Annotated in this window: 21 protein-coding genes and 5 pseudogenes; 16 read left to right on the forward strand and 10 right to left on the reverse strand. The window is 69.5% G+C overall.

The genetic code is table 11. The features are described from left to right. Positions 1–278: 278 nt before the first annotated feature. The 3 genes and pseudogenes from ACFV5H_RS31195 to ACFV5H_RS31205 all read left to right on the forward strand — a co-directional run bounded on the left by ACFV5H_RS31195 (position 279) and on the right by ACFV5H_RS31205 (position 3,210). Positions 279–980, forward strand: a complete 702-nt coding sequence (locus ACFV5H_RS31195) for a hypothetical protein (protein ID WP_385198263.1) — start codon at positions 279–281, stop codon at positions 978–980. A gap of 531 nt (positions 981–1,511) precedes the next feature. After that, positions 1,512–2,312, forward strand: a pseudogene (locus ACFV5H_RS31200) (replication-relaxation family protein). Positions 2,313–2,493: 181 nt separating this feature from the next. After that, positions 2,494–3,210 (forward strand): class I SAM-dependent methyltransferase, encoded by a 717-nt coding sequence (locus ACFV5H_RS31205; RefSeq protein WP_385198264.1) that lies wholly within the window; start codon positions 2,494–2,496, stop codon positions 3,208–3,210. 744 nt (positions 3,211–3,954) lie between these two features. Here ACFV5H_RS31205 and ACFV5H_RS31210 read toward each other — a convergent pair. Together ACFV5H_RS31210 and ACFV5H_RS31215 are read right to left on the reverse strand one after the other, a co-directional pair. Next, on the reverse strand, positions 3,955–4,545 hold the full coding sequence (locus tag ACFV5H_RS31210) for a S1 RNA-binding domain-containing protein (protein WP_385198266.1): 591 nt from the start codon (positions 4,543–4,545) through the stop codon (positions 3,955–3,957). A 264-nt stretch (positions 4,546–4,809) separates the two neighbouring features. Further along, positions 4,810–5,673: an alpha/beta fold hydrolase gene (locus ACFV5H_RS31215; protein ID WP_385198268.1), complete on the reverse strand. Its 864-nt coding sequence runs from the start codon at positions 5,671–5,673 to the stop codon at positions 4,810–4,812. A 1,133-nt stretch (positions 5,674–6,806) separates the two neighbouring features. Between ACFV5H_RS31215 and ACFV5H_RS31220 the strand changes: the two genes are divergently transcribed. The 7 genes and pseudogenes from ACFV5H_RS31220 to ACFV5H_RS31250 all read left to right on the forward strand — a co-directional run bounded on the left by ACFV5H_RS31220 (position 6,807) and on the right by ACFV5H_RS31250 (position 12,474). Further along, the gene (locus ACFV5H_RS31220) at positions 6,807–7,793 is read left to right on the forward strand and encodes a VOC family protein (RefSeq protein ID WP_385198328.1); all 987 of its coding nucleotides are present in this window, start codon (positions 6,807–6,809) and stop codon (positions 7,791–7,793) included. A 59-nt stretch (positions 7,794–7,852) separates the two neighbouring features. Beyond that, positions 7,853–8,650 carry an IS5 family transposase gene (locus ACFV5H_RS31225; RefSeq protein ID WP_385198330.1) on the forward strand — a complete coding sequence of 266 codons (798 nt, stop codon included), beginning with the start codon at positions 7,853–7,855 and terminating at the stop codon, positions 8,648–8,650. Between the two features lie 10 nt (positions 8,651–8,660). After that, positions 8,661–8,858, forward strand: a pseudogene (locus ACFV5H_RS31230) (transposase family protein); the annotation flags it as partial. Between the two features lie 121 nt (positions 8,859–8,979). After that, complete coding sequence (locus ACFV5H_RS31235) at positions 8,980–9,744, forward strand: IS5 family transposase (RefSeq protein WP_385198269.1); 765 nt, start codon at positions 8,980–8,982, stop codon at positions 9,742–9,744. Between the two features lie 518 nt (positions 9,745–10,262). Beyond that, the gene (locus tag ACFV5H_RS31240) at positions 10,263–11,075 is read left to right on the forward strand and encodes a universal stress protein (RefSeq protein ID WP_385198271.1); all 813 of its coding nucleotides are present in this window, start codon (positions 10,263–10,265) and stop codon (positions 11,073–11,075) included. 165 nt (positions 11,076–11,240) lie between these two features. Then, positions 11,241–12,107: a universal stress protein gene (locus ACFV5H_RS31245; RefSeq protein ID WP_385198272.1), complete on the forward strand. Its 867-nt coding sequence runs from the start codon at positions 11,241–11,243 to the stop codon at positions 12,105–12,107. Between the two features lie 82 nt (positions 12,108–12,189). After that, positions 12,190–12,474, forward strand: coding sequence for a hypothetical protein (locus ACFV5H_RS31250; protein ID WP_385198273.1), 285 nt, complete (start codon positions 12,190–12,192; stop codon positions 12,472–12,474). A gap of 65 nt (positions 12,475–12,539) precedes the next feature. Here ACFV5H_RS31250 and ACFV5H_RS31255 read toward each other — a convergent pair. Both ACFV5H_RS31255 and ACFV5H_RS31260 read right to left on the reverse strand, forming a co-directional pair. Next, a pseudogene (locus ACFV5H_RS31255) lies at positions 12,540–12,725 on the reverse strand (hypothetical protein); the annotation flags it as partial. 202 nt (positions 12,726–12,927) lie between these two features. Continuing rightward, the gene (locus ACFV5H_RS31260; protein WP_385198275.1) at positions 12,928–13,281 is read right to left on the reverse strand and encodes a hypothetical protein; all 354 of its coding nucleotides are present in this window, start codon (positions 13,279–13,281) and stop codon (positions 12,928–12,930) included. Positions 13,282–13,788: 507 nt separating this feature from the next. Here ACFV5H_RS31260 and ACFV5H_RS31265 point away from each other — a divergent pair. After that, a pseudogene (locus ACFV5H_RS31265) lies at positions 13,789–14,450 on the forward strand (IS701 family transposase); the annotation flags it as partial. A gap of 518 nt (positions 14,451–14,968) precedes the next feature. Here the strand turns inward: ACFV5H_RS31265 and ACFV5H_RS31270 are convergent. After that, positions 14,969–15,310, reverse strand: a complete 342-nt coding sequence (locus tag ACFV5H_RS31270; protein WP_385198276.1) for a hypothetical protein — start codon at positions 15,308–15,310, stop codon at positions 14,969–14,971. Positions 15,311–15,434: 124 nt separating this feature from the next. Between ACFV5H_RS31270 and ACFV5H_RS31275 the strand changes: the two genes are divergently transcribed. After that, entirely contained in the window at positions 15,435–16,637 is a 1,203-nt protein-coding gene (locus tag ACFV5H_RS31275) for an MFS transporter (RefSeq protein ID WP_385198278.1), read from the forward strand. 755 nt (positions 16,638–17,392) lie between these two features. On the opposite strand, the gene ACFV5H_RS31280 is transcribed toward ACFV5H_RS31275, so the two are convergent. The 5 genes and pseudogenes from ACFV5H_RS31280 to ACFV5H_RS31300 all read right to left on the reverse strand — a co-directional run bounded on the left by ACFV5H_RS31280 (position 17,393) and on the right by ACFV5H_RS31300 (position 23,176). Next, a complete protein-coding gene (locus ACFV5H_RS31280; RefSeq protein WP_385198279.1) occupies positions 17,393–17,590 on the reverse strand; it encodes a hypothetical protein in 198 nt (65 codons plus the stop codon). 174 nt (positions 17,591–17,764) lie between these two features. Beyond that, a complete protein-coding gene (locus ACFV5H_RS31285) occupies positions 17,765–19,420 on the reverse strand; it encodes a multicopper oxidase family protein (RefSeq protein ID WP_385198281.1) in 1,656 nt (551 codons plus the stop codon). 401 nt (positions 19,421–19,821) lie between these two features. Next, a pseudogene (locus ACFV5H_RS31290) lies at positions 19,822–20,175 on the reverse strand (transposase); the annotation flags it as partial. A 332-nt stretch (positions 20,176–20,507) separates the two neighbouring features. Then, positions 20,508–21,185, reverse strand: coding sequence for a response regulator (locus ACFV5H_RS31295; protein ID WP_385198283.1), 678 nt, complete (start codon positions 21,183–21,185; stop codon positions 20,508–20,510). Then, the gene (locus tag ACFV5H_RS31300) at positions 21,182–23,176 is read right to left on the reverse strand and encodes a sensor histidine kinase (RefSeq protein WP_385198285.1); all 1,995 of its coding nucleotides are present in this window, start codon (positions 23,174–23,176) and stop codon (positions 21,182–21,184) included. The genes ACFV5H_RS31295 and ACFV5H_RS31300 overlap by 4 nt, the downstream gene beginning before the upstream one ends. A gap of 148 nt (positions 23,177–23,324) precedes the next feature. Between ACFV5H_RS31300 and ACFV5H_RS31305 the strand changes: the two genes are divergently transcribed. The 4 genes from ACFV5H_RS31305 (at position 23,325) to ACFV5H_RS31320 (ending at position 26,557) form a co-directional block, all read left to right on the forward strand. Then, entirely contained in the window at positions 23,325–24,020 is a 696-nt protein-coding gene (locus tag ACFV5H_RS31305; RefSeq protein ID WP_385198287.1) for a hypothetical protein, read from the forward strand. A 36-nt stretch (positions 24,021–24,056) separates the two neighbouring features. Next, entirely contained in the window at positions 24,057–24,635 is a 579-nt protein-coding gene (locus tag ACFV5H_RS31310; protein ID WP_385198288.1) for a PT domain-containing protein, read from the forward strand. Between the two features lie 405 nt (positions 24,636–25,040). Continuing rightward, the gene (locus tag ACFV5H_RS31315; RefSeq protein WP_385198289.1) at positions 25,041–25,598 is read left to right on the forward strand and encodes a dihydrofolate reductase family protein; all 558 of its coding nucleotides are present in this window, start codon (positions 25,041–25,043) and stop codon (positions 25,596–25,598) included. Between the two features lie 134 nt (positions 25,599–25,732). After that, positions 25,733–26,557, forward strand: coding sequence for a hypothetical protein (locus ACFV5H_RS31320; RefSeq protein ID WP_385198290.1), 825 nt, complete (start codon positions 25,733–25,735; stop codon positions 26,555–26,557). The last annotated feature ends 155 nt before the right edge of the window (positions 26,558–26,712 follow it).

The following is a 26,712-nucleotide window of genomic DNA, read 5'->3' on the forward strand; positions in this document are numbered from 1 at the left end:
GCGGAGGCTCCGTTGCAGCACCACCCGGATCACCGCCGTCGTCCGTGCCGTCGTCGCCCTCGAACTTGCCACCTGATCAAGATGGAAAAGGCTCAATGTCCCAGTCGTTGACACCTGAAGACGTCACCACCAGGAGACAGGCTGATGCCAGAGGACGGGCCCGGGTCGGCCAGCCTGAAATGTGTCGTCCGACTGAACTTCACCATGTAACTCACGTCATTATGGGCGACGTGAGCCGGGTGGGCCGGCTCCTCGCTACGCGACAGGACGTTCAGGTCATGGCTGCCCAATCCGCGCCACGCCTCATCGACGCTGCAGGGATCCGTGCAGAACACGGACTGAGTGCGCAGAGCGTCAGCCGCCTGTACGCCGAGCGGGAAGCCAACGGCTTCCCCGAGGCCGTCGGGCAGCGTGGCCGCGGCCGGGCCCGGCTGTGGAACAAAGACGAGGTGGCCAAGTGGTTCGCCCAGCGCAAGCTGTCCCGCTTCCAGGATCACAAGCCGCCCACCCGCGACCCGAACGAGCTGCTCAACGCCGCCCAGGCATCACGCTTCCTGGGCCACAAGAGCTCCAAGCAGGTCACCACCTACATCCGGGAGCACCTCGGCTACTTCCCCGAGCCCGACGTCGTCGAGGAACTCGGCACATCCGAGCGGCCCTACCGCCGGCAACTGTGGCGGGTACAGACGCTTCTGGACTGGATGGCTACCCGCCCCGGCAGCGGCAAGCGCAGCGACGCCAAACGCTCCGCCGCACTTCCTCCGGACGTGCCCGTCGACGGTGACCCGGACGAACTCCTGGGGGCCTCTCAGGCGGCCGTCCTGCTCGGGTTCAAGAGCATCAACACGTTCAGCAGCAGCCTCGCCCAGGGCAACCTGCCGCTGCTGAACACCGTGGACGCATACAGCGAGAAGGGCGGATACCGCCGGTGGACACGCCGGCGCATCCTCGAGCAGGCCGCCCGGCGCAAGACCAGGTAACACAACGGGCAGGGAAGCAACTCGCTCACCGCCCTTCACAGACGCGGTCTCCGGCTATGGGTTGTTGATCCCCGTGCGGGCCGGATTCCGCAACGATGGCCGGCATGGCGTGGCTCGCCACTACGCCCCGCAGCAGCCCATGCTGCTGCGGACCGGCCATCGTCCGTTTTCCAGGGCCTTCGAGCTCGCCCTGCGTGACCGGGCAACGGCCCGCGACGTCGGCCGGCCACTGATCGCCTCCTGCAGTCTGTGCAGCGCAAGCAGTCTGTGGTCGAGGGCCGCGGGGGCCGACCACGGCGCCGACCACCGGGATGTTTTCCATTCGTGACCGTGGTCGGGCCTTCGTGGTCGGTGGTCTGGTCGAGGCTCTTGGGTTTCCTCGCCGACAACTGATGCCGGCGGCCGAACGGCCCGCGCTCGGCTCAGGCCGCACGCGCGCGCCGAAAGGAAGTTCCCATGCCCCGCTTCACTTCGCGGACACGCGTTTTCCCTCTGTCTCCCAGCCCGGCCGAACCCCTGAGCCACCAGCTCATGACCGCGCTCGCTCAGCACCGTATCGCCACCACAGGCCAGCTGCGCCGGATGCTGCGCCCGGACGGCACACGACAGCTCATCTCCCGCGCCCTGAACAAGCTGCGCGGTGACGGCTTCGTCGACCACACGGTGCTGCCCGGCCCGGCCCGGACCGCTCCCGTACCCACGCCTGGTACCTCACACCCGACGGCGCGAAACTGACCCGGGACCTGCCCGTCCTGCGGGGACGGCCGCCCTACCCGATCACCTCCACCACGGCGGCGTCGCTGAAGACAGCGCACACCCTGACCGTGGTACGCGCCCATCTGGCCTTCGCCGCCGATGCCCGCCGGCTCGGACACGAGCACGGCCCCTGGGACTGGACACCCGAGGTATCGCACTCCATCGGCGAAGGACAACGGGTGGTGGCCGACGCCGTCCTGTACTACACGCTCATCAAAGGGTGAACAGCGGCGCAAGCTCCGTGCGTTCGTGGAGGTCGACCGCACCACCATGAGCAGCGAGCGCCTGGCCGTGAAACTGATCGAGTACGCCCGGCTGCACCAGTACGAGACCCAGCCGGTCGGCCCGCGCCGGCGCGTTGCCGCGGAACCCGGCTGGATGCGCTGGTATCCGGTCTTCCCCCGCCTGCTGTTCGTCCTCACCGGCGCCTCCCGCCCCCGGCTGGAGAGGAGGATCAGCGACCTGCAGGCGATGGCCGCCCAGCACCCCCTCGTCGCAGCCCTCGTCCGCGAGGTGCCGCTGGGAGCCGCCGTTCTCGAGGACCTCGAACAACACGGCCCCACCCAAGACGTGTAGACGCCCCTGACCGACGGCACACCCCACCCCTGGAGCGACCTGTAATGCTGCCGGCCGCCCCTGCTGGTGGAGAGGCGAGCAAGTCCCGAGCCGTATCGGTTGTGACTCAGCGCTTCAAGTGGCTACTCTGCGTGCCACAGTTGGCCACGTCCCGTGTCCTCAGCCAGAAGGAGTGCCTCTGGTGAACTCGATCGTGCAACCGGAGGGAGTCGCAGGCGAGTGGCCGGATCGAGTGGCCGCCGTACGCCGCGAGCTCACCGAGCACGGGCCGCCGCGCAGTCCCAGGGGCGGCCCGGACTTCGTCACCGTCACCCTGCCGGAGCGCGACTGTGACCAGGTACGCGACCTCCTGGTGGAAGAGCGAGTCGGCACGGTCGTCGAGATCGGGCTCGCCTATGCCGGCTCGGCGCTGGCGATCAGCGAGGCCCTGCTGCGCACCGGTTCACGAAACCCACGGCATGTGGTGATCGACCCGTTCCAGTACACGGCGTACGACGGTGTCGGGTGGGAGCTCATGCTCAGCGCCGGCCTGGACGACATCGCCGAGCTGGTGACCGAACCATCGCAGCGCTTCCTTCCCCGGCTGGCCGACACGGGTTTCGTCGCGGACGCGGCGTTCGTCGACGGCAGCCACCACTTCCACAACGTATTCGTCGACCTCCACTTCCTGGGCGAGATCGTCCGGCCCGGCGGCATCGTGCTGCTCGACGACATCTGGTGGCCATCGGTCGGCGCTGCCGTGGCGTACTTCGAGACCAACCTGGGGTGGCGTCCGCTACCGGACGCCCCGGCCGGCGGAACCACCGACCCGGCCACCGGCAAGCCGCGGACCGGCGCCTACCGGCTGCCCGACCCGCGCCCGACACCCAACTTCAAAGAGTTCCGACCGTTCTGCTGATCCGGGTGAGACTCGCGAGGCCCACCCGAACCGGGCGACCACGCGTCAGACACAGCGACGGCACCGCGTCGAGCCTGTGGTCAACTCCAGTGCTCACGGTGGACCGGACCACGGCGCGGGTGAAAGTCGGGCACGGACTGACGGTGGCCGAGACCGCGCTGGCGTTCCTCCAGGACGCCCGCCGGCGCGGCAATGCATACCCGGCCGCTGGACCGGGTCCCGGAAGTCCACCACCCCCTCGAAGGCGGCGAAGCCGTCATCCCCGACGCCCTGCTCTACTACCAACGCCGCCACGCGGACCGTACAGACGGCGCGGACGGCACCAATGGTGCGGACAACATTGAGGGCGGGGTGATGCTACGGGCGGGTGCTGGCGGGAACGCGGCGGGGCGGTGGCGGACAAGACCTGGGGAGGTCACACGCCACCGCCCCGCCGTAGGAGCCCGTCCCGACCACGAGCCGCCCAGGACTCCGACCACACAGGTCAACACCCTGCACAAACCCGGACGGCGGATTACGCAGCCACCAGCCCATAGCGCACCGGCGGCACTGAGCGACAGCAGCGCACCGGCACACCAGAATGCCCCCCAAGCACGGCCACCGCCGCCATGGTCAGGGCCACGAACTCGGGTGGATGCACACCCGGCGCACCTGGTTGCCCTGGCCGGGAGGGTTCACCGAGTTGGAGTGGGCGCCTTCCTTCTGTAGCGCAAGCGTTCGGAAACTCTCAGGCAAGGGGGAACCTCATGGGACGTGAAGGGGGCACCGGTGATCAGACGAGGCTTGTCGCCGGGAGAGGGACAGCGTGCGTCGCTGCCGGTCGATCCCAGTGACGACGACCGTGACCTCGTCGCCGACGTGGACGAGGTCCGACGGATGCTCCACAGGCGTCCAGGCAAGCTCCCGTAGGTGGATCAGTCCCTCAATTGCGTCGGTGACCTGGACGAAGACGCCGAACGGGACCAGCTTGGTGACCTGTCCGCGCAGTTTCTGCCCCACCACGATGCTGTCGGCGAATGCCTGGAAGGGATCCGGCTGCATCGCCTTCAAGGACAGTCTGGCCTCCAGGTTCCAGTCGTCGAACTGGAGGAACTCGCACGTGACGCGCTGCCCGACCTGCACGACGTCGGACGCCGTTTCGAAACGCTGCCAGGACAGTTCGGCGAAGGAGATGAACCCGACGCCGGGGAAGAGGGGGTGGTCGGGCCCGTCGTCCAGCGCCACGAACACGCCGAACCGCTCGATCGCTGCGACCGTGCCGGAAAGGAACTCGCCGCAGCGCAGCGACTCCAAAAACACCCAGAGCTCCGGGTACTCAGACGGCCCACCGATCATGCTCCCAGCTTTTCACGAGCAGTTGCGCACTGAGCGGCAGATGCGGTCACTCCACGGCCCTGAAGGAACGGTCCACCTCAGCGGCTGCCTTGATCGCTACAAAACAGGCCCAACCATGCCCACTTGGCACCCCGTCCACGGCACCGATCCCACGAGCCGGCTGGATGCACACCCGGCGTCCCTCACCACCGCCTTGGTCTGGCCCGCGAGGGGTACGTCTACCTCGGCGCTGTCACCGCCGCTGCTCTCCTCGTCCGGCTCCGATCATGAGTCGGCAGGCAAGAGCGCGGCGATTCCACCCAGCAGCCGGGCCGCCGGTGCCGGGTCGACCAGCCACTTCAGGTGGCTGCTGGTGAGCGTACGGACATCGTAGGGGTTCTGCGGCGTCAGTGCGTCGCCCTCGCGGATCATCCGGTCCTGCATGGCGAGCGGCACGCTGGTGTCCTCGGTCAGCCGGACGTACGTTCTGGGGATCCGTCCCCAGGTGTCGGCCTGTGCCCGGTCGTCGGGTGTGCCGGCGTCGAGGTTCTCGTCGGGCTGGAAGGTGTTGAGGAAGACCATGAACTCCTCGTCCGTCCCGTCGGCGAGGAAGGCCGCCTTGAAGGCCGCAAGGACGCCGGGGTCGGCGGTGCGGAAGTTGGAGCGCAGCAGCCCGAGCTCGGCGGGGTTCCCGACCATCGCCGATGCCAGCCCTGTGGCGTCGACCGTGGCCATCTCGGGCTCGGCGTAGTAGGCGCTGACGTCGAGGTCGACGGGGCACCAGGCGGAGACATAGACGATGCGGTCGATCAGGTCGGGCCGCTGGTTGGCCGCGACGGTGGCCGTCATGCCGCCGCGGCTGTGGGAGACAAGGATGACGGGCCCGTTCCGCTTGGCTCGCTCCAGTATCCCGATGAGGTGCGCGGCATTGTCGGCGAGCGTGACGCCCTGGATGGCCCCGGGCGCGGTGGCGAGCCCTTCGAGGTCCTGCGGTGCCTGGTAGGCGCGCGGGTACGTCGCCGCGAACCCGTGCCCCGGAAGGTCGACGGCGACGGAGCGGTGTCCGAGGAGGCCGAGTTCGGCCTGGAACGGCGCGAAGGAGAAGGAGTTCGCGAAAGCTCCGTGAACCAGTACGAACGTCGGTTGCATCTGTCTGCTCACTTTCTGGCCTTTACGGCGTCGGCGGCACGCGCATTGCCCGTTCCGGCGACGCGAACCACCTCACGGCCGAGGCCGGGGAACGAGTCGTCGTCCCGCGGCGCACCATCCCCGCCGCGGAAACGTTTTCGTGCACGGCAAGCACCAGCGGCCAAGCGCGAAGAGCCGAGGGTGACTTGAGGCAAGCTGCCCATCATCCGATGCTTCACAGTACTCAGTGAAAGATCATCCGCACTACCCGGACGAGTCCTTCCGCTTGTGCACGTCGCTGCGCGGCAGCAGCAGCCCTTCCCCCCGAACCAGCCCAGGAGAACTGGCGACAGCGTCACCCACTACTCCCCCGCCTCCTGCTCGTCCTCGACGGCACCGGCCCCACAGGCGTCGAAACCCGCATCCACGCCCTCCGGGTAGCCGCCCGCGACATCGCACTGGCCGGCTTCCTGCGCCAGGCCCCCGTCCGGCCACCTCGATGACCGACCTGCTCAAGCACGGCCCCGCCACGCCCGTCTGGCAGCCCGTCCAGGAACCCGACCACAGGGCCGGCTGGATGCACAGCCGGAACTCCTAGCCGCCATGGTCAGGACTACGGTCAGGCATTGCACAGACCCCGACCACGACCGCCTGGACCCCGACCATGAGGCCCACCACAGCAGGTCAACGCCGTACGCAGACCATTGCGCAGCCGCACCTCCGGTACGACCACCAGCTGCGCAGCGCGCCCGCCAGATGCCGAACACTCCCGCGAGTACGGGGAGGAGTGCCGCCTTCCTCGCTGCCGGGTTCTACGGCGGCATCATCCCTGCGCGTGCGGGAATGACCCACAGACCGCCCAACCTCACGGCTAGATCTGGGGTCCGCGCGTGTACCGGCCCTGACCGTCCCGCGACTGGACCCGACGGACGGGCCTGCGGCGCCTCACAGCCATTCCCCCTCCCCACAGGTCTTGCTACTCATAAGAAGTCATCTCATTTGGCCGACAGCCTGAGCCGGCGGACTGTCGTGGGTGCTGGCCCGGTGCCGCTCCTGTGGACGTCGACGTGCTCCACTGCCACGTGATGAGCCCGTCCTGTGGTGCGTTGACCGATGATCGAGCCCTCCCTACGGTGACGGCCATGTGACATGACATTGCCCGCCTACACCACGTCGGCCACATCGTGGAGGACATGACGCAGGCGATCAGCCTGTACGAGCGACTGGGCTTCGTCGTACCACCGCCCAGTTGTCCGGCGATGCCCCGACGTGAAGGCGCGGCGCCCGAACCCTTCGGCGCCGCCAACACCCATGCCGACTTCGCGGGTTCCTTCCTCGAACTCGCGACCTGCGTGGAGGACGGCGACGCCGGACGCCTGCCCGCTGGCGCGCATCTCGTTCCCCTGGAAGCGCCGGCCGAGGTACTGCCCGTGCTCGTGGAACGGATCGGCGAGACCAGTGTCAACCTGGCAAGGTGCCTGGACCGCTTCCAGGGACTGCACATCCTCATGTTCTCCTCGCCCGCCATCGACGAGGCAGCCGCGCGACTGACCGCCGCCGGCATCCGACACGGCGGGGTCAATACGGTGCGGCGAGCCGCGCCCCGCGATGCCGAAATCCCGGTGGAGACCGTCCGTTACCTGGAGATCGACGGCGACGAGCCCGGTGCCGGGCCGAGCGCGGTCGCAGAGGGACGGGTGGGTGTCGTCGCCGACCTGGACCCGGACGCCCAAGGCGCCCGCCGCCTCGACCACCCTAACGGCGCCGTCGAGCTCGTCGGCGCGATGCTCTGCGTTGCCGACCTGGAAATGGCCGCGGTCCAGCAGCGGTACGAGGCGTACCTCGGCCGGCCGGCACGGCAGGAGGGGCCCGCTCAGGTCTTCGACCTCGACGGTGCCGCTCTGACGCTCGTGCCCGACTCGGATCTGGGGACCTTCCTGCCAGGCGAGCGACCCCGCGCGCTCCCGGCGCTCGTCGGCTACACCGTCGTCGTACGCGACCTCGCCGTCACCTGCAACCTGCTGCGCCGTAACGGACTCCCCGTGCGCGAGACGCCGTCCGGCGACATGTTCGTATCGGCCGACGCCGCTCTGGGTACCGCTGTCGTCTTCCGTCCCGCCGCCCGGCCAACGGCGGATTAGCAATCCACCGCCCGGCCCGCCCAGGTTGGGCTGGTCCCTAGCCTGGGCGCGTGATCACTGTGGAGCGGCTGGTGCCGGATGAGTTGTGGGAGCTGTTCCAGCGGGTGGTGCCGGAGCCACCGACGCGGCCTCAAGGGGGTGGCCGGCGTCGCCATGGTGACCGGGAGGTGCTGGCCGTGATCGTGTTCGTGGCGACCTCCGGGTGCACGTGGCAGCAGCTGCCCGCCGCGTCGTTCGGACCGTCCGGGGCCACGGCCCACCGCCGGTTCATCGAGTGGACGAAGGCCCGGGTATGGGCCAACCTGCACCGCCTGGTCCTGGACGAACTCGGCTCCCGCGGCGGCCTGGACTGGTCGAGGTGCGCGATCGACTCGGTGAACATGCGGGCCCTGAAAAAGGGGGACCTGACGGGTCCGAATCCTGTCGACCGGGGCAAGTACGGGTCGAAGATCCATCTGATCACCGAGCGGACCGGTCTGCCCCTGTCCGTCGGGATCTCCGGTGCCAACGTCCACGACAGCCAGGCCCTGATCCCGCTGGTCAAGGGCATCCCGCCGATCCGGTCCCGCCGGGGTCCCCGCCGGCGCAGGCCCGGCAAGCTCCATGCCGACAAGGGCTATGACTACGTTCACCTGCGGCGATGGCTGTCCCGGCGGGGCATCCGGCACCGCATCGCCCGCAGGGGCGTTGAGACCTCGCAGCGGCTGGGGCGTCACCGGTGGACCATCGAACGCACGATGGCCTGGCTCGCCGGCTGCCGCCAGCTCCACCGCCGCTACGAGCGCAAGGCCGAGCACTTCCTGGCCTTCACCAGCATCGCCTGCACCCTCATTTGCTACCGCAGACTCACCAATTGAGATGGCCTCTTACTACCGCCACCACGAGCTTCCGGAGCACTACCAGCGGTACAACCGGGACCACGCCCGGCTGCGAGCACTGGGCGAACGTGCCTTCGCCCGCCTCAAGCAATGGCGGATCCTCCGCAAGGCTCGGTGCAGCACCAACCGCATCGGTCGCACGGTCGCCGCCATTCACGCCATCGAGATCGCCTGGCACTCAGGATGAGAAGCGTTCACTGAGCCTTTTCCAACCTCGCGACTTGGCTGGGCAGTTGGCCTGACAGGCAAGTGAAGCCCCTGGTAGATGGGTTTTCGACCAAGAGAACCGTCTCCACCAGAGGCTTCACATGCTTGTCTACCCGTCCGGCGTCAACGTGTCCAGCTCTGCCCTCTGCTTCCTCGCCACCCGCCTGAGAGAACGTCGGCGCGCTCTCGGCACGCGGTGGCGGCGCCTGAACGCAGGCCGTCAGGCCCTCCTCGCCCTCACCCACCTTCGCAACGGCCAGCTCTACGCCCAGCTCGCGGCCGGCTTCGGGATCGGCACCACCACGGCCTACCGCTACATCACGGAGGCCGTCGAGCTCCTGGCCGCCCTCGCCCCCACGCTCGCCGAAGCCGTACGAGCAGCGTCGACGAAGCCGTACCTGATCCTCGACGGGACACTGCTGCCGATCGACCGGATCGCCGCCGACCGGCCCTTCTACTCGGGCAAACACAAGAAGCACGGCATGAACGTGCAGGTCATAGCCGACCCGAAAGGCCGTCTCCTTTGGGCTTCACCAGCCCTGGCCGGTGCCGTCCATGACGCCCGAGCCGCACGCGAACACGGCATTGTCGACGCGCTCGTCGAGGCCGGCATCACCTGCTGGGCGGACAAGGGCTACCAGGGTGCAGGCGGCACGGTCCGTCTCCCCTACCGCGGCCGGTGGGAGACCCTGTCCGCCGGTCAGCAGGCCGTCAACCGGTCCCACGCGAAGATCCGCGCGCTGGTCGAACAAGCCATCGCCACCCTCAAGTCCTGGCGGATCCTACGCAAGCTCCGCTGCTCGACAACCCGGATCACAAGCCTCGTCCAAGCAGTCCTCACTCTCCATCTGGCCAGCTCAGACTGAGGATGGAAAAGGCTCACTTACAGAGTGTAAGGGCGGCGCTCCGGCCTCGATGTTCCAGGGTGAACAGCATCACGCCGGGGTGCCGGTCCTGTCGCGTCGAGCTCTCACGGCCAGACACCAAGTCGATCGGCCGATTCCGGAGAACGCCTACCGCGGGGCGCAGGCCTGCGGTTCCGTGACCAATGATCTGCCCGTCGCCGCCGTCACTTACCGTTACCGCTGAATATGGGCCAGAGCCGACTTCGCGGGCGGAGTTGCCGGTCTGCTGGGAAACCCCGGCTGCTTCACCCAGGCCCGCTCAGGGCCCTCCGCAGCACCGCCCCCTCAAAGGGCCCCGGCTGCCTCACTTTTACCCGATCCAGGCTCGGTCCTGCACTGACTTCGTACAACGGGATCGGGCCTGTCAGTGGGCAGCGTCCCAGTGACCTTCGTGCGGTAGGTGGAGATGCGCAGGAATTGCAGCGGCATACCGATGGGGAGACGCTGGGAATCCACAGCTTGGAGTGGAGCAGTCAGCTATGAGCAACCTGGTCGTGGTCGGGGTGGACGGCTCGGCGATGAGTCTCACCGCTGTAGAAGGGGCCGCTGCAGCGGCAGCACGGCGCGGTGCGGAGTTGCGTGTGGTGCATGCCGAAGTTCCGATCAAGCCCAGATATATGGTTCCGGACCCGGCTTCCGGGACGCTGGTCCAGGAGGCGGCGGCCCATGCCTTCGACGCGGCGCCTGAGGTCGTGGTGACCAGGGCCGTGGTGACGGGTGACGTGGTGCACGTGCTGGAAGCCGAGTCCCAGGCTGCGGAGCTGATCGTCGTCGGTTCCAGAGGCATGGGGGGTGTCCTGGGCCTGCTGCTGGGATCCACACCGGTGTCCCTGGCCGCCCGCAGCCATTGTCCGGTGATGACGGTCCGCGAAGAACACCAGGCATCCGGCGGCGCAGGGCCTGTCGTATTGGGGGTCGACGGCTCCTCGGACAGCGACGAGGCCGTCGACGTGGCCTTCGCCGAAGCCACGCAGCGCCGGGCTGAGCTCGTGGCGGTTCACGCATGGCAGCCGGACAAGACCCCGCCCGGCACAACCCCCCAGCTCGCAGAGCAATTACTGGCCCAGACGATCGCCGGCCGCACGGACACCTACCCGGACACCACCGTCAGATACGACCTGGTGAACGGCAAAGCGCGTGAGGTCCTGCTCGAGGCGAGCAGGACAGCTCAGCTGCTGATTGTCGGCGCCCGCGGACGCAGCGGCATTGCCGGACTGCTCCTGGGCTCTGTGAGCCAGGCCGTGATGACACACGCGCATTGCCCCGTCATCACCGTTCGCAGGACGACATGAACAGCCAAAAAAGATCTGACTTTCCGGACGCGGCCCACCGGGTACAGCACATCAAGTGGCCCAAATCCCACCCGCAACGGCCAGTCCTGTCGTCGAAGTCGACACCGAGGAGACGGGCGCAGCCAGCTCCGTCAGACACTGCCGACCCTCGTGCAAGGAGATGCCGTGCAGCAGCCCATCATCGCCGGAGTCGACGGCACGTCGGACAGCCTGCTCGCGGCCGGCTGGGCGGCCAGCGAGGCGCGACGGCGCAAAGCTCCGCTCGTGCTGCTGCACGGCTACATCCCACTGGCCGGAACCTCCCGGCTGCTCGCCGGCGATGCCGACCTCGAGCACCGCGCGGCCGGGCAACTGCTCGACGATGCGCTGGCGTGGGTGCGTGAACACTACGACGACGTCGAGGCGAGCGCCGATCTGGCGGTGCGGCCGGAGGCCGAGCTGCTCACCGAGCGCGGCCGCGACGCGCAGATGATCGTGCTCGGCTCCCGCCGGCCGGGACCGGTGACCGGTTTCCTTCTCAGATCGGTCGGACTTCGCGTTCTGAGTCGGGCCGTCTGCCCCGTCGTCATGATCCGCGGCGGCACCGTCCCCCGCCGCCCGCAGGACAGCGAGGTCGTGGCGGGCGTCCCCCGACAGGAGGAAGAGGCCGAAGCACTCCTGGACTTCGCCTTCCGGGCCGCCGCCATACGCAGCGCTTCCCTGCGGGCCGTGCGCGCCTGGAGCCTGCCCACCGCGTTCACCTACGAGCCCGAACTGTTGCGCCGCTCGGACGAGCGCGGTGGCCTGGAGGCAGTCCACCGTCATGACCTGGCCGCTCTTTTGGAGCCGTGGCGCCGACGCCATCCCGGGGTCACGGTGATCGAGCACGTCGAACCGGGACCGGCCTCGGAAATACTGGTGAACCTGGCCGCGTCTGCCCAGCTCCTGGTGGTCGGCCGTCGCAGCAAGCCCGTCAGCCGCTATGTCGGGCACGTTGCCCACGCGACCCTCCACTTCGCCGACGCCCCCATCGCCCTCGTGCCCACCTGGTGAACACCGGCCGTCTGTGGCAGTTGCCCCTTCCCATCAGGTAGCCGCAGGCGGGCCCCGCGACGCCACATACTGGTTCGGTCCTTTGGCCGGCCAGGTCCCCGAAGGCGCCCGTACCGAGCGGCTGATGGGGCTGTGCGAGCTGGCCGTTCGCCCACCGTGGCAATCCCAGGACATCGGCACCCGGCTGCACACCGTTCCGCTCCGGGCCATCACGCCGAAGTGGTCCTCGCTGCTTGCCCTGCCCTCGAACCAGCGCGGCCAGGACCTTCATGCCCGGCTCGGCTACAAGTACGCGGGACCGTACCGCAACACGCCTGACGGCCCGGAGTTCGACCTGCTGCTTCTGCGGATTCAGGACGCCACCTGACACCAGCCTCATAGTCGCCAACCCAGTTTGCGGAGGATCACCGAATCTGCTCTCCGCCCTGCGAACCAATACAGCTGGTGGGCGCTGCGGTCCAACCGGATCCGTAGGTGCAGGCAGTATTTGCAGCCAGCCCGTCAGCAGACGATCGGTCGGCCGTCAACCGTGCTGCGGCGTTGTGCTTCCACCGTGCTGATGCGGCTGGCGGACGCGGCCGCTGGACGCGCTCTCCGGCGCGGCCCCGTACCGGTCATCCGGTCGTTCCCGCGCGTACTGCCCCCCGTGCCGGACGATCCCGGGCTGTCCCGGACGAGAAGTTCCGCCGGCCGCCGGGTGGCGAGCACCTCTCATCACCGTGTGTGTCGCGAACGGCCGGCCGGCCCGGCCCGGACGGACCGGGCCGGACGGACCGGGCCGGACGGACCGGGCCGGACGGACCGGGCCGGCCGTCAGCGGTTACCTGACGTGGAAACCGTAGACGTGGTAGGTGTCGGCGCCGGTGAAGGGGGCTAACGTGTGGGGCGGGAGCACTTCGACGTCCCATCCCAAGTTCGTCCTCCAGAAGACGACCACCTCGTGGGCACCTGAGTTGAAGGAAGTGACACCGCCCTGTTCGAGCGGGACGTCGCCGGGGCCGGTCCAGCACCGGGCGTGCTCCGTGCCGTTCTCCAGGTACGTCACCCTCACGGAATCCGTACCGGCACCGCAGTCGATCTCCTCGGTGGCGAAAGCGGGGGCTGCCGGGAGCGCGACGCTCACCGCGACGGCCGCCATGGCACCCAGCGCCAGTCTCTTGGGTCGGCTCTTCATATGCCGTGGTTCCTTCCGATCGGAGCTCCGGGGGACGGAGCTTTGCATGAACCATCAACCATCAACCAGCTTTGTTTCAACGCCTGGACAACGCTGATTTGTTGACATCATGCGGGAATCAGCACTGACATCCTGTGAGAACGTCCAGCGCATCGACGTGAGACGTCGCAGCCGGCCGAACCGGCGGCATACGCGGCGACCGGCCACCAGGCTTCGACCGGTCCATCCACCGCCGCCGCAACGTCGTCGAGCGCTGCTTCAACCGCCTCAAGCAGTGGTGCGGCCTGGCCACTCGCTATGACAAGACCCGCGAGTCCTACCGGGCCGCCGTCGCCGTCGCCTCAATCCTGCTCTGGATCTGTTCAGGGGCGGTTCGGGAGAGTGTGGTGGGCCGGGTTCCGGCTCGTGTTCTCTTTCTCGGACCGCCCCTCGATCGTGTGCAGCCGCCGCTGATAGTGGCCGTGGCCTGGGCAGCCTCCCGGCGTGATCGACGAGCGTGCAGTTAAGATCTGGAACGACGAACTCGAGGAACTCTTCCTGCGTACCGGCCACCGCTTCAGACGCGTCGAGCCGCGTCGCAGGATGCGTGACTGCATCCGTGGACTACTGGGCCCGGTCGGCCGGAAGAACGGCTGGCAGCTGGCCGAATACGCCGGGCATCGCACACCCGACCGCCTTCAGCGGCTCCTCAACGGCGCCCGCTGGGACGCCGACGAGATCCGCGATGACCTCCAGCGCTACGTAGCCGAACGGCTCGGCGAGCCGGACGGGATCCTCATCCTCGATGACACCGGCTTCCTCAAGAAGGGCACCACCTCGGCCGGCGTGCAGCGCCAGCACTCCGGCACCGCCGGCCGCACCGAGAACTGCCGGATCGGCACGCCACCACGCGAGGACGCGCCCTGGTGGACCGCGAGCTGTATCTGCCCAAGTCCTGGACCGACGACCGCGACCGCTGCCGCGCCGCCCACATCCCGGACGAGCGGACCTTCGCCACCAAACCCGACCTGGCCAAGACCGTGGTCCTGCGGGCGATCGCCTCGCCGCTGCCGATCGCCTGGATGACCGCGGACTCGGCCTATGGCCAGGTATGGCGGCTGCGCCGCATGCTGGAGGAGACTGGCCTGGGATATGTGCTCGCGGTCCCCAAGTCCCAGCAGGTGCCCCACTTCGAACGCCACGCGCACTGAGACGGTCACAGTGGCGTGGACGACGCCAAGCCGTCGCCCGCCGCTGCCACGACCAGCGGCGGATCCGCACAATCGAGGGGTGGCCCGAGAAAGAGAACACGAGCCGGAACCCAGCCCACCGCACTCTCCCAGACCGTCCCTGAACAGGGAAAACGTCAAAGCGCTGCTGGAGTGTCAGAGACACGAGCGAAGACCCGGCCTCGGCACTCCGGGCACTCCGGCTTCACCCCTTTCACGCGGTGAATGTCGCTCCAGGTACGACCGCACCCGAGATCGTCCAACGACGCGTCCAGCCGGCCCGAGACCGAGTGGACGGCGGTGCACCCCACCAGTCCCCCCCCTGTACATCCAATGGTCTTGGTGTCCCCCCGCCGAGGCGACCCCACGCTGCCAATCCCGGAAAGGGCGCAACCCAGCGCCCCTCCAGCCGGTTCGGCTTCTTCTGGGAGTGGAACAGTCCGCGCCCCGTACGCCCACGTTTCCGTGATCGGGGTTCCTCAACGCCCCCGGCGTTGTCGGTGGTGAGAGGTACCGTCAATCAATTGGGCGAACCCGTCGGGTGCGGAGTCCAGGTCCGCCTCGGAAATGAGCTCCTCGTGGATGGGGATCCGGACGATGGCCGGGGCGACGGCGTTGACGCGGATGCCGTGTGGGGCGAGTTTCACGGCCAGGTTCGGGCGCAGTCGTTCGACGGCGTCGGCGTCGTCGAGGTCGGCTGCCGGCGCGCTGACCGCGCCCAGATCTGCCAGTGCTGCGGTGCTGGAGTCGGTACGGCCGGTGATGGCGGCGATGCTTGCGGCGTCCAGGACGTGCCGGGTGATGACCGGGATCTGGCGCATCGCCTTCAAGCGGCCTGCTGCCGAGCCGGGGGGCGGACCGAGTTGACGGTCTGGGGGTGATTAGGGTCGGCTTTCGGCCGTAGTGAGGTCGGAGGAGCAAGGTCTCGGTCCAGGAGGGGCATCTGTGAGCGTCGGTGTGCAACGCGGTGCGATCGCCGCCGTGCAGGTGCTCGGCCTCGCCGTGTGGTTCTCCATGTCGGCGGTGGTGCCCGGCCTACGGAACGACTGGGGACTCACGGCCGGCGGCGCGGTGTGGCTGACGGCCTCCGTGCAGTTCGGTTTCGTCGCCGGTGCCGTGGCCTCGACCGCTCTGAACCTGGCAGACCGCGTCCCGCCCCAGCGCCTGCTCGCCGCCGGTGCCGCGGCGGCCGCCGCCTGCACCGCGGCGCTGGCCCTGGTCGCCGACGGGCCGGCCGTCGCCGTCCCGCTGCGCTTCATGACCGGGATGTTCCTGGCCGGGGTCTACCCCACCGGCATGAAGCTCATGGCCTCCTGGGCCGGCAGCGCCGGACGGGGCAGGACCATGGGCGTCCTCATCGCCGCCCTCACCCTCGGCTCCACACTCCCCCACCTCATCGCCGGACTGGGGTCGCTGCCCTGGCGCGGTGTACTGCTCGCCGCGGCGGCGGCCGGACTCGCCGGCTCCGTCATCGCCCTGGTCCTGGTCAGGCCCGGCCCCCACGCGGCGTCGTCCGCTCCCGCCCGCAACCCCCGGTACGCGCTGGCCATGTTCACCGAGCGCGGGCCGCGCCTGGCCAACCTCGGCTACTTCGGGCACATGTGGGAGCTCTACGCCCTGTGGACCTGGATCCCGTCCTTCCTGCTGGCGGCCCCCGCCGCGGGAGGACTCCCGGGCTCGGTGGAGACCACGGTGTTCCTCGCCATGGGACTCGGCGGCGCGGCCGGCTGCCTGCTCGGCGGCTGGGGCGCGGACCGCTTCGGCCGCCCGCCCGCCGCCCTGACGGCACTTCTCCTCAGCGGCCTGTGCTGCCTGCTCTCCCCGTTCCTCTTCCACGCTCCGCCGCCGCTGCTGTTCGCCTTCTGCGCGCTGTGGGGCGCCGCCGTGATCGCCGACTCGGGGGTGTTCTCCACCTCGCTGAGCGAGGTCGCCGACCACCGCTACATCGGGACGGCGCTCACCGGCCAGACCGCGATCGGCTTCGCCCTCACCGTCGTCAGCATCCAGCTCACCCCCCTGCTGGCCGAGGCCGTCGGCTGGGAGTACGCCTTCCTCCTCCTCGCCCCCGGCCCTCTGGCCGGCGCCCTCGCCATGCGCGCCTTCGGCAAAGGCGCCGCCCCTGCTTCCTCCCCGCAGGACACCTCCTGAAGGCCGGCCGTCGATCGGGGGTCGGCTTCGGAGGTGGAGGTGGTGCACGTCGGATCCGTACATGTCGCCGACGCGGGAACGGAGGATGTCGGAGAAACCCCGGACATCGTTGGCGCGGAGCCTGGTGATCAGCGCCTCGTGCTTGGCGGGATGTTCGCGCACCACTGAGAACGCCGGTGACGCTGCCGCACGTGGCGAAGAAGACCCGCACCTGACCAGGCTCCGCCACTTGGCCGACCGGCGACCGGACAGGTCGCGCCCCGCCCAGGGGAGCTTGGGCGGGGCGCGGATGCGGGAGGTGAGTGTGCTTGCCTCACCGCGCTGGGACTGGATGTGGGTGCAGGGTTCTCGCTTTCCGCGGTGGCCTTGTTGCCCCCTCCGAGCAACAGGACCAGGGCGGTGATGGCCGCGGCGGAGGAGGCGATGGCGCCGACGATGTCGCCGCGGCCGGCCGGCGCGGAGGACGCGCGGGTGTGCCGGTAGACGATGCGGCCCACCAAGACGCCTACAAGCAGGATGACGGCGCCGAGGGGCTCGATGTACACGGTCACTGGACGCCCTCGCTCCGCGAGGTCTTCGTGGCTCTCTTCGTGGTGGGGGGCACGGTGGCCGGAGTGGCGGCCTGCTTGCGGGGTTTGCGCGGCCGAAGGATGGCGGTGCGCGCATGCTGGTGGGTCATGGTCACGCCGAGGGGGGACAGGGGGCCTTCTTGTACTCCTCCCGGCGCTCTACGAGGCCGAGTTCCAGGGGCTTCTTCAGGCCGCGCGCTCGTGCGTGTCGGCCGACCGGCCGTACCACTCGGGCGCCTTCCCCGCGGGGAAGGCCGACCAGTTCTTCTCACGGGCCACGACCAGGAGGAGCGCCAGGGCCGGCAGGTCCAGGGTCTCGTCGTAGCCCCTGGTCCAGAAGGTGGCCGGGATCTGCAGGAAGCGGTTCTCCTCGGTGTCGTCCACGGGGCGGTCGTACGGCTTGCCGCTGCCGTCCTCGCACAGGAGCGTGGCCGTGATCCTGGTTCCGGTACGCCGGCAGGTGATCAGTCGGCGCTTCTCCAGCCGGCGCAGGGTCCGCCAGTCACCGGCAGCGTGACCGGGCTCCGGACATCACCTCGCCGCTCGGGCAGGGACGCCTTACCCCTGGTACGCAAGGGTCGTCATCATCCCGGACTCCGAGTGGTAGATGTTGTGGCAGTGCAGCATCCACAGTCCGGGGTTGTCCGCGTCGAAGTCCGCCACCAGCTTGTTGTGCGGCAGCACGATCGACGTGTCCTTGCGGGCACCGTTCGAGTCCACGCCGGCGAGGGAGAAGGTGTGGCCGTGCAGATGCACGGGGTGCCACATGTGGGTGGCGTTGATGACCACCAGCCGCACCCGTTCGCCCCGTTCGACCTTGTGGAGCGTGTCCGGGTTGTAGGGCTCGTGGTCGATTCCCCAGTCGTAATCCTTCATGCCACCGGTCAGCTTGACCCGGAGCAGCCGGTCGTACCTGCGGCGGGGCATCGCCACCGACTCATCCGGCCCGAGCCGGCGGGCGGACACCAGCACCTCACGGTCCAGCTCCGCAGGGTGCGCGGACGGCTTGGGGACCGCTCCGGCGCCCGTACGCAGGACGGCCATGGCCCGGCCCCCCTTCCCCTCGGCGAGCGCGACAAGCGGGAAGACACCCGACTGCGCGGTGATCAGTACGTCGTACCGCTCGGCCATGCCGATGACCAGCGCGTCCGTCTTGTACGGCTGCACGGGAAAGCCGTCGCTGTGGGTGATGGTCATCCGGTGTCCGCCGAGCGCCACCCGGAAGGCCGACTCCCCGCCGGCGTTGATGATGCGCAGCCTGATCCGGTCGCCGGGCTTGGCCGTGAACTGCGTGGGGTCGTCCGCTGTGCGCCCGTTGATCAGGTAGTAGGGGTAGGCGATGTGTCCCGCGTGACCGCCGAGCAGCTTGCTGGTGGCTCCCGCCATCAGTCGCTTCGGCCCTTTCCGCCGGTACGGCGACGGCGAGGGCGCCCGTCCGGAGCCCTTCCCGTCGTCCGCTCCCCCGGACGCGGCGTCCGCCAACGCCCCGCCACCGGCCCCCACGGGTCCCTCCGGCCTGTTGCCGTGCCCCACCGGGGGCTTGCCCTTACGGAGCTGGTAGAGAACATCGTCGGGGGTGGAGCCGTCCACTCCGTCGATCCAGTCGTCCAGCACGACAATCCACTCGTGGTCGTACCCGAGTGGCTCCTTCGGGTCGTCGACGATGAGTGGCGCGTACAGGCCACGGTCGACCTGCACCCCCATGTGAGGGTGGAACCAGTAGGTGCCGGGATGCGTCGCGGTGAAGCGGTAGTCGAATGTCTCACCGGGTTCGACCGGCCGCTGCGTCACACCGGGCACACCGTCCATGTCGTTGCGCAGCGCAATACCGTGCCAGTGCACGGTCGTCGCCTCCGGCAGGTGGTTGGCCAGCGTCAACGCCACAGTGTCACCTGCGGTGACCCGCACCTCCCGACCCGGCAGCAACCCCTCGTACGTCCACGACCTGAAGGTACGTCCGGCGCCCAACTCGACCGGTGACGGGGTGGCCCTCAATGTGTGCTTACGGAGCGGTTCGGCGGGGGTCGGATGTGCCCCGTCGGCCTCTCTGCCGTTCGGAGCGGATCCGGCCGGCGCGGGCGCGCCCGGGTGGCCGTCGTCCCGCGAGCCGGCATGGGAGCAGGCGGCGAGCAGCCCGGAACCCGCGGCCGCGATACCGGCGCCGAGTACGGCGCGACGTGTGGGGGAGGTCTGACTGGTGCGGTCCGTGCGCATGACTGGGTGTACCTCGCTGGTCGGGAGAAGGCAGGTGAAGGCGTGGGTCTGCCACCACCGCCCGGACAGGACCAGACGGCCGGAGGCGCTCTTCCTCACGAGGCACCGACGGGGCGGTGAGCACATCCGGTGGGCGGCGGAACCGACTGTTGCGGAGATCGGCGAGGGTCCCTCACCGGTGTCCGGAACGCAGCTCAGTGCGGCCGTGCGGATATCCCGAGCGGCAGGACACCGGACGGCACCTGCCGTCCGCGCAGGCCGCGCCCGCATCGGGCCCTCGGGTCAGTCACCATGTGAGCACACTACCCCCGCCGGGTATACATTCGGGATATATAGGCAGCATCGACACGGTCATGCGATCAGCCCGCCCCAAGGAGCAGGACGGCAGGCCCGGCGCGGGCGGCGCGGTTGGCGGAGATGAAGTCCCAGCGGCGGGGGCTCACTTCACCTCCCGGGCGAAATGGGCGGCTGCCCGGCGCAGGATCTCGCGCTCCAGCCGCCACTCCTTCCCCGCTTTCAGCAGCCGGGCGTTCTCCGCCCGCAGCCGGGCCAGCTCCTCCGCCTCGCTCCCGCCCGCGTCACGGCGTTTGGGCCCGGCCTGTGAGTCGTCCTTGCGGACCCACGTCCACAGGCGACTCCGCGGTGATACCGAGATCCGCGGCCGCCGCCGCGTACGCCCGCTTCCCGGCCGCGGCACGGTAGAGCGCGACGGCGTCCTTCCTGGGCTCGTCCGGACACGGAGACCTGCGTCCCACCTGGACGTCCCTCCCTCGCCCGTCAGGATCCACTGTCAGGGTGTCCACACCGACATCGCCGCCGCCCTCCGCCGCACCGCCCGAGACCACCAACGGCCCCTCGCCGCCGGACTGACCTGACGAACCCGGACACAAGATCACTTCTCAAAGACCCTGGGTCTCCCCCTGGCCTTGGTCCGACAACGCCCTCTCGGCGGCAACGGCGGCCTGGCGGGCGAAGCGGCCCGGGTCTCGACCCGGGCCACGCGCTCCTGTACGCGGACAAGGGCGAACTGCCGGAGGACCAGCGGACCTGCTGACCGTGACGTCGTAGCCGGCCCTCCGGGGGACGCCTACGCGGAGTGGCGGGGGTGTCCCAGGCCCGCGTCCCGCGCGAGAGCCGCTGCTTCCGTGCGGGACCGGGCGTGCAGTTTCGCCAGCACGTCGCTGACCCGATTGCGGATGGTCTTCTCCGACAGGGACAGGCGACGGGCGATGGACGCGTTGTCGAGGCCGCGGGAGATCAGGTCGAGGGTCTCGCGTTCCCGGTCGGTGAGGTGAGGGAAGGGCAGGGGGGATCGGGCGGCGGGTGGAGTGGCGAAATGGGCCAGGACGCGCTCGGCGATCCGGGGGCCGAAGACCGCTTCGCCGCGGGCGACCCCGAGCAGGGCGCGGTGGACGTCGGCGCCGTCCGACTCCTTGAGCAGGTAGCCACGCGCGCCGACGCGCAGGGCGGCGAAGACCGAGTCCTCGTCCTCGTCCATGGTCAGGACGAGCACGGCGATCTCCGGATGGGCCGTGGTGATCCGGGCCGTGGCCTGCAGGCCGTTGAGGTTCGGCATACGCAGGTCCATGAGCACGATCGTCGGCCGCAGCCGGTCGGCGGCCATGACGGCTTCAGCACCGTCGGACGCCTCTCCTACGACCGTCACATCGGGGAGGTCGGCGAGGACGGTGGCCATTCCGGCCCGGAAGACGGGATGGTCGTCGACGACGAGGACGGTGACCGGGGAGGGGACGGGGACGCTCACCGCTGGTCCCCCACCGGGAGGGTCGCTCGTACGAGGGTGCCTTCGCCGGGCGCGGTCGTCACCTCGAGCCGGCCTCCGACCTCGGCCGCGCGCTCCCTCATGCTGTGGAGTCCCACACCGGCCCTGTGCTTGGGCGGAATACCGCGCCCGTTGTCGCGGATCGACAGGATCAAGACGGTGTCCTCCGAACGGGCGGTCAGTGTGAGGCGGCCGGCGGCGCTGTGCCTGACGGCGTTGGCGACCGCCTCGGCGGCGATGGCGTAGGCGGCGACCTCGACAGCGGCCGGCAGGCTGTGGCAGGCGCCGTCGATACTGCTGTGACAGGCCGGTGTGTCGTATCCGGCCAGCAGTTCCCGCAGGGCGCCGGGCAACCCGAGCTGGTCGAGGACCGCAGGCCGGAGCCCCTGGACCACGGTGCGCAGATCGGTGACGGTGGAGCGGAGCCTGTCCCGGAGTGCCCTGACGCATCCCGCGAGATGGGGGTCGTCGATGCGCCGGGCGAGGGCGTCGAGTTGGTGGGCGGTGCCGGCCAGGGAGGGGCCGATGCCGTCGTGGAGGTCCGCGCGCAGCCGCCGTCGTTCCTCCTCGCGTACGGACAGGATGCGTGACCGGCTGCGGGCGATGTCCTCGACGAGACCGGCGGCGTAGGCGAGTGTTCCGGCGCGGTCCGCGACCTCTTCGACCGCGGCCTGCTCCTTGGCCGTCCAGGGATCGTTGACGCTTCGCCGCCCTACGCGCAGTACACCGAGTTCGCGGCCCAGGGCCCGGCAGGGGAAGGACCGCCAGCCCGCGCCGGCCGCCGGTCTGCCGGAGACCGCCGCCACGGCGGGGCTCTCGAAGGCCGCGTAGGGCAGACGCAGCGCGGACCGCAGGGCGTCGACGAGGTGCTGCATGGCTTCCGCCGGCTCACCGGCCGGAGCGACACGGCGACCGACGTGCGCGACGACGGCGTACGGATCGTGACGGTGCCCGAACAGAGTCCGGTCGACGACCGCCTGGACGGAGCCGCGGCCGTTGGCCGCGATCAGTGCGGTGAAAGCGAGCAGGCAGGTTCCCGTCAGGGACCCGGGCGCGATCAGCCTCGCACCGGCGACGACCCCGGCGTACACCCCGAGGACGAGCGCGCTGAGGACTGTGAAGACGATGGCGCGGCCTAGGACGAGCTCCACATCGAACAGTCCGTGCCGCAGCGTCGCGACAGCGACACTCGCGGGCGGGCCGAGCAGCCCGATCAGCATGACGAGATCGCCGACCAGAGCCGGCTGCTCGACGTCGTCCAGGAGGAGGGAGAAGAAGGAGAACGTCATCAGGAGCCCGCCCAGCATCAGCCACTGCAGCTGGGCCCGCTCGGCGCCGGTCGCCGCTCGGGTACGGAGGACGAGGAGGACGGCGGCCACGAGGGTGCCGCCGAGCATGGTAGCCACGGCACAGGTGAACATCACGACGTGCAGCCACTCCCAGCCCGCGATCCCGAGTGGATTCGGGACACCGGGGACGGGGTCGGTGCCGCTGGGTCGCAGCATCGTCGCCAGCGTTCCGATCCCGGCGACCGTGATGACGGCACAGGCGCACGCCCGGCGCGGTGCCGTTTCCAGGCGGCCGTACGGGAAGAGCAAGGGCACCAGAGGCGTGGCGAACCAGTAGCCGACGAAGCCCCAGCAGCCGACCCAGGCCCCCACCTCCCAGCCGGGAAGCGGTTCCGCGGCGACAAGGCGGCTGTAACCGGCGTAGTAGGCCAGCAGGTGGTACGGCCCGATCATCGCGGGCAGCAGCATCAGCCAGCAGACGGGATTGCGCGGCCGGCCCCTGGCGACGACGGCGCCCACCAGCGGCCAGACCGTGCCGAGCACGAGGTCGGACCAGTACAGGGGTGTGACGGTGATGCGTTCGGCCAGCCAGTCGTGCACGGGTACCGTCGCCACGCAGCCCGCCGTGCCCAGCCCCGAGATGCCGTACGCGGTGTGACGCAGTATCCGGTCCCCTCGACTCACACTCGCATTTTCCCGTAATGCGGGCCCTTACCGGGCGTGATCCGGCGAAACCGTCCCGATCGTACGGGACCGGCGTCCCTGGGCTGCGGGACTTGTCCCCCGCGACAGTCAGATCGGTACGGACCGACCACACAGGGAGTTGAGGCGTATGACCACCATCGATCCGGATGCCCGCCCGGGGCGCATGGCGCGACAGGACGGCGACCGGAGGGCCAAGTGGCCCCTGTACGGAGTCGGAGCGGGCGCGCTCGGAGGAGTCGCCACGCTCTTGGCGGACGTCCGGGCCGGCACGGTCGAGCGGACCCCCGTCGAGGCCTCGGTCCTCGATGACGTGAGCCGCTCCGTGGCGCATCTCGGTCTCGTCGCCGGCTTCCTGACGGTCTCCCTGCTCCTCGTACTGGCTGCGGCATGGCGGCGTCAGGTCGAGCCGCGGGTGCCCTCCAGCACCGCCGCCTACGTGGTCAGCGGCGCCCTGACGGCTTCGGCCGCGGGACTGACCTACGGCTACGGATGGAAGGGCGCCCTGGCGATCTACCTGCCGGGCGGCTTGGACGAGCGGTCCTTCGGCGAGAACGGGATGTTCGTCTACTTCATGCTCAACGACTTCGGCGGGTACATCGGCTGGCTCGGTGTCGTGGTCGCGGCCGGTGCGGTGGCCTGGATGGCGTTGCGTGAGCGCACGATCTCACGGTGGATCGGCTGGTTCAGCGTCGTGCCCGTACTGGCGGTCGTCCTCTTCGCGGGCATCACCGGCCTTCCCGGCTTCCAGGGCGTCGTCGGCCCCGTATGGATGCTGGTCACCTTTCTCGGACTGGCATGGGGGCGCAGCGCGATCGTCCGCTGACACGCCCCTGTCCGACTCGTACATCAGGAGGCCCCCGTGCCGTCCCTCTCCCATGCCGCCCGCCGCGGCGCCGCGTGCGCGGCGATTCTCATAGCCGCGCTGCTGACCACGAGCGCCTGCGGGCCGGACTCCCCGCCGAACGACTCCGGAGACCTTTCGTCCTACGACTACACGGAGGAACCGACGGACGAGCCCACGGAGGAACCGACGGACGAGCCCACGGAGGAAGCGACGGACGAGCCCACGGAGGAACCGACGGACGAGCCCACGGAGGAAGCGACGGAGGAGTTCACGGAGGAACCGACCGAAGAACCCACGGAGCTCATCGAGCCGGTCGAAGCGTCGGTGCCCGACAGCGTCGTCGGTGTCTGGTGCGGCGGCAGCAACGCCGAGGGGCACAGGACGTATGAGTTCTCCAGAACCGGTGAGTTCATGGCGAGCAGGGGCAGCGCGGGTTTCTCGGGTGTCGTCGTCAGCGACTCCCGGTACATGACCTTCCGCGTGCCGGGGGAGCCACCTTTCGTATCGTCCTGGGAAGTGGTCCAGGACCCCGTCCTGGGACCTCTCCTCTTCCTCGACGGCTACAGCTACCTGCCCGGGAGCTGCAACTCCTAGGCGTCTGACCAGGGACAGCCGGCGCGGCAGGTCGATCTCGGCCAGGATCGTCTTGCCGGGCGGGACGCGGTCCTGGGCCTCCCAGCCGGTCGGCGAGGGCGTCGACGAGGGTCAGGCCGCGGCCGTCCTCCGCGAGGGGGTGGACCGGGTGTACGGCGCCGGGTGCGCAGTCACGGCACGGGTGCCCGTGACGATGTTCTCCGGCCGGCGGTGGGCCACTCGCTTCGCGTAGGGGGTGGCCAGGGCGTGGAACGGTGCGGGCACCCCGCTGACGAGGTGTGCTTCGTTCGGGATGTGGCGGTCGGCGGAGAAACCGGCCGGCCGATCGATGAGTTCCGGGCCGTGTGGAGGTCACAGTCTGCGGAACCGCTGGCAGGCGGACGCGCCCGTGCCCGAAGGAGACGCATGGCCAAGCTCATCTACTCGATGGTCACCTCGCTCGACGGCTACGCCGAGGCGGCGGAGGGCGACCTCGGCACCGGAGCCGAGGACCAGGAGGTGCACACCTTCATCGGTGACCTCTTCCGCCCCGTCGGCACGTACCTTTACGGCCGGCGGATGTACGAGACGATGGTCTACTGGGAGACCGCGCATACCGAACCCGACCAGCCGCCGCACATCCTGCAGTACGCCCGTGACTGGCAGGCCGCGGAGAAGATCGTGTACTCCACGACGCTCGAGTCGGTGTCCAGCGCGAAGACCAGGATCGAGCGGACCTTCGACCCGGACGCGGTGCGCGAGCTCAAGGCCGAGGCTGATCACGACCTCACCGTCGACGGTCCGAACCTCGCGGCCCAGGCGATCGCGGCCGGCCTGGTGGACGAGTACCACCTGTTCATCACCACGAGCGTGGTCGGTGCCGGCAAGCGGTTCTTCCCCGACGGCGTGCGCCTCGATCTCGAGCTGGTCGAGGAGCGTGCCTTCGGCAGCGGACTGATCTACGCGCGCTACCGGCCCCGCTGAGCCGCATCGGTCGGTGACGTGGCCGACGGCCGGGCCGGGTGAGAGCCGGGTCGCGGGAAAGGGCGGGGTGTCGCGGTGGCCGGGCCGATCCGCGACGAGATCGAGCGGCGCGTGTGCAGGGGTGCCACGCCGGCGTGCGCATCGCGCCGATGCGGCCGGAGCCCGTCGAGCAGATCCGGGCGCTCCACCGGCCGGACGTCGAGGAGGACAGCGCCGGTACCAGTGCCGTGGAGGCGGACATCGTGGACTCCCCAACGCGTGCGAAGAGGTCGTGGTGGAAAGCTCGGGCCAGGCTGTTGGTGGCCGGCAGGTCCATGCGGCAGGATCAAGCCAAGCAGGTCGTGGGGCAGGGGGACGGGTTGGGCCGGCAGGAGAGGTACCGCAAGGTGATCAAACCGCTGCTGCGAGCCGGGCTCGAGGTGATACCCGACGCGGTCCCGGGCTCGGCGATACCGCATGTCCTGGGGTACGAACGAGAGCGGGTTTTCGGGTTCTGCCTGGTCGAGTACGACGATCCGCGATTCGTGGAGCGGCTCAACAAGGCCTGGTACGACCTCGCCACGTCCTCCGGCCTGATCGACGGGAATCGCGAGTTCCTCCTCATGTTGCCCAGGGGAACCTGGACCGCTGCGGAAGACCGCCGGCGGCGCACGATGCACGTCTGGCACCGGGTCCGCCTGCTGGAACGGTGGGACGTCATGGGGGCCGGCGCGGCGTCGTTCCTCGGCATCCGTGCCGGCCGCCCCGGCTTCGCCATGCTGGCACTGGACAACAGCGTCTGGCTCTTGGCCGACACGTACGAAACGGGTGCGGCCGTGTACGCGGTGCGTGATCCCGCCGGCTCTCCAGGGGTCCTGCGCGAGTTGAAGTGGGAGGTGGAGTGGCTCGCCGGGAAGGACGAAGACCGGGAGTTCCGACGTGAAGTCAGCGTTTGGCTTGAGAGCAGGCAACAGCGCTAGACGACAGGCGCGGACGAGGAGTCCGTCGGCTTCGCCGAGTCGTTCGGCGACGTATGCCTGCGGGTCGTCGCGGATGTCGTCGGCGTTCCAGGTGGCTCGCGGATGTCGTCGGCGTTCCAGGTGGCTCCGTTCAGCAGCCGTTGCAGGCCGTCGGG

Origin of the sequence: Streptomyces sp. NPDC059787, assembly GCF_042732315.1 — a bacterium.
GTDB lineage: Bacteria > Actinomycetota > Actinomycetes > Streptomycetales > Streptomycetaceae > Streptomyces > Streptomyces atrovirens.